1 protein-coding gene and 1 pseudogene are annotated in these 2,764 nt (G+C 70.4%); both read right to left on the bottom strand.

What is annotated here, in order from left to right:
* Positions 1-418: pseudogene (locus ACFCY1_RS15200) on the bottom strand (hypothetical protein); the annotation flags it as partial.
* Between the two features lie 81 nt (positions 419-499).
* Positions 500-2,578, bottom strand: coding sequence for a tetratricopeptide repeat protein (locus tag ACFCY1_RS15205; protein WP_375874835.1), 2,079 nt, complete (start codon positions 2,576-2,578; stop codon positions 500-502).
* Between the last annotated feature and the right edge of the window lie 186 nt (positions 2,579-2,764).

Below are 2,764 nucleotides of genomic sequence, written 5' to 3' on the forward strand. Positions count from 1 at the left end.
GTTCGGCCTCGCCGTTCGCTCCGGGTACGCGGAGTTCCACGGCGGCCCGGGCGTACAGGTCGGTGACGGCGGAGGGCTCGGCGGCGTCGGCCCACAGGATCAGGTCCGTGCCCGCCTCGATGGCCTCGCGCGCGTAGTGCGCCGCGAGTTGCGACTTGCCGACGCCCCCGCCGCCTGCCAGTACCTGGCTGAGCACGACCGTCCCGTACTGCCCCCGAGCCGCGTCGATCTCCCGTCGCAACTCCTCGCGGGGCTGGAAGGCCGTCGCCTTCGGCGGGATCCGCCCGATCACCACCGGCCACTCCACCGGGGCGGTCGGCGCCGCATACTGGTGGACGGTCATCTCGCCCGCCTGGAAGGCGCTGCCGTGCACGGTGGCGCTGCCGTCGATCCCGTTCCTGACCTGCCAGCCCTGCACCTGCTCGCCCCCACCGCCCGGCGTGTTGAATGGCCTCCATTATGGGCGAGGCCTTGACCTTCGCTGATGGGTCTTGGAGACCTACACCGCCGACCCGGGCTCGCCCTCGGACGACGGGCTGCGGGTGCTGCTGTCGTGGGCGGCGTCGGGCTGAGATTCCCGGGTGAACGTGATGAGGTTCTCCCTGGCCTGCTCGCTGTCCGGATGGTCTGGTCCGAGCACGCGGTCGAAACCCGTCACTGCCTTGTGCAACATTTCCGCCGCCTTCTCCTCGAGGCCGGCGTACCAGTAGGTGGCGCCGAGGTTGTTGCAGGCTATGAGGGTGCTGGGATGGTCGTCGCCGAGAACGCGTTGACGGTCGGCGAGGACCTGTTCTTGGAGGCCGATGGCCTCATCGATGCGTCCGGTCTCCGAGTAGGTGGCGCCGAGGTTGTTTCGGGCTACGACGGTGTCGGGATGGTCGTCGCCGAGAACGCGTTGACGGTCGGCGAGGACCTCTTCCTGGAGGCTGATGGCCTCATCGGCGCGTCCGGCTTTCCAGTAGATCGCGGCGAGGTCGCTGCGAGCCATCAGGGTGTCGGGGGCGTCGTAGCCGAACCAGTCTTGATGGTCAGCGTGCGCCTGTTCCGCAAGGCGGATGGCGTTGTCGATGTCCCCGATCTTCGAGTACGACTGCGCGAGGTTAAGACGGGAGGTGAGGACATCCGGGTGGTCATCACCGAGAATCCGCTCGCCTGAGGCGGCGAGGCTGCTCCAGTACTGAACGCTGCTGGTGTACAGGCCTGCCTGGATGAGGCTTGTCCCGTAGCGGAACAGAAGCGCGTGGATACCCGGCCAGGGGTGGATCAGGTGGGTGACGTCGTGCCCAGTGAGTACATCGGTGTTGGCCCGTAGAGCTGCTGCCAGATCCATCGCGTCAAAATCCGCACATGGCCACAGCTCGTGGAGGGCACCAGCGGCCGTCAGGACAGCCAGATGTGTTTCGGGACCGAGGTTCATGGCTGCCCGGGCGGTGAGCGCATGCAGTGTCACTTCCCGGTGGGCGGTCTCGGCGAGGGTGACGAGGCTGTAGTTGTGCAGCACTGCGAGCGCCTCCAGCGCGTCGTCGGCCTCGACCGGTGTTCCGCCAACGTCGCTGAGGTGGTTCAGCACCATCTCGGTGCTCCACAGCTCCTGCGGATGACCGGCTGGGTCAAGCAGTGCCGCCAACTGGAGGACCGGCCCAGCGAGTCCGACCGGCTCCTCCTGCTGTGCCGCGTCCAGGGCCAGGAGCAGTGTGGCCGTCACCGGGCCCTGGTAGCCGTCGGCGCCGGTGCGGGCGGGGAGGACGGTGTCCAGGCTGTGTGAGTGGTCGCGGAAGAGTTCGAGGTAACGGCCGCAGCTGCGCCGGGTGTTGACCATGTAGGCGGCGGCGTGGGCCAGCGCGAGTGGCAGGTGGCCCAGTTCCTCGGCGAGCTCGGCCGCGTGTTCGTCGAGGAAGCGGGCGCATTTCGCGCGCTCCAGCCGTTCGCGCAGGTAGGCGGCCGACTCGGCGGGGGAGTACGTACTGACGTCCACCAGCGCCCGGTCGCCGCCTGTACTGGCCGCTCCCCGGTGGCGGGTGGTGGCGATGACCCGTCCGCGTCCGCCCCGGCTGGTGACGGGCCACAGCTGTTCGGGGGTGTGCTCGGTGGTGTTGTCGAGGACGATCAGCCAGCCGCGCTCGGTGGCGGCGAGCCAGGCCAGGAAGCGCTCGGCGTCCTGTTCGGCCTCGCCGTTCGCTCCGGGTACGCGGAGTTCCACGGCGGCCCGGGCGTACAGGTCGGTGACGGCGGAGGGCTCGGCGGCGTCGGCCCACAGGACCAGGTCCGTGCCCGTCTCGACGGCCTCGCGCGCGTAGTGCGCCGCGAGTTGGGACTTCCCGACGCCCCCGCCACCCGCCAGCACCTGGCTGAGCACGACCGTCCCGTACTGCCCCCGAGCCTCGTCGATCGCCTCCCGCAGCTGCTCCCGGGGCTGGAAGGCGGTCGCCTTCGGCGGAATCCGCCCGATCACCACCGGCCACTCCACCGGGGCGGTCGGTGCCGCGTACTGGTGGAAGGTCATCTGCCGGGCCTGCTGCACGCTGCCGTGCACGGTGGCGCTGCCGTAGATGCCGTTCCTGACCTGCCCGTCCTGCACGTGCCCGCCCCCACCGCCCGACCCGCTGAACCGGCCTCCATTATGGGAGCCGGAAACGGCGCTGCCGTGGGGGGCGGGGGGGGGGGGGGGGGGGGGGGGGGGGGGGGGGGGGGGGGGGGGGGGGGCCGGGGGGGCGGGGGCCGGGGGGGGGGACATGGGGGTGGACCCCCCGGGTGTTATAAAAAA

Origin of the sequence: Kitasatospora sp. NPDC056273, assembly GCF_042268845.1 — a bacterium.
Lineage (GTDB): Bacteria > Actinomycetota > Actinomycetes > Streptomycetales > Streptomycetaceae > Kitasatospora.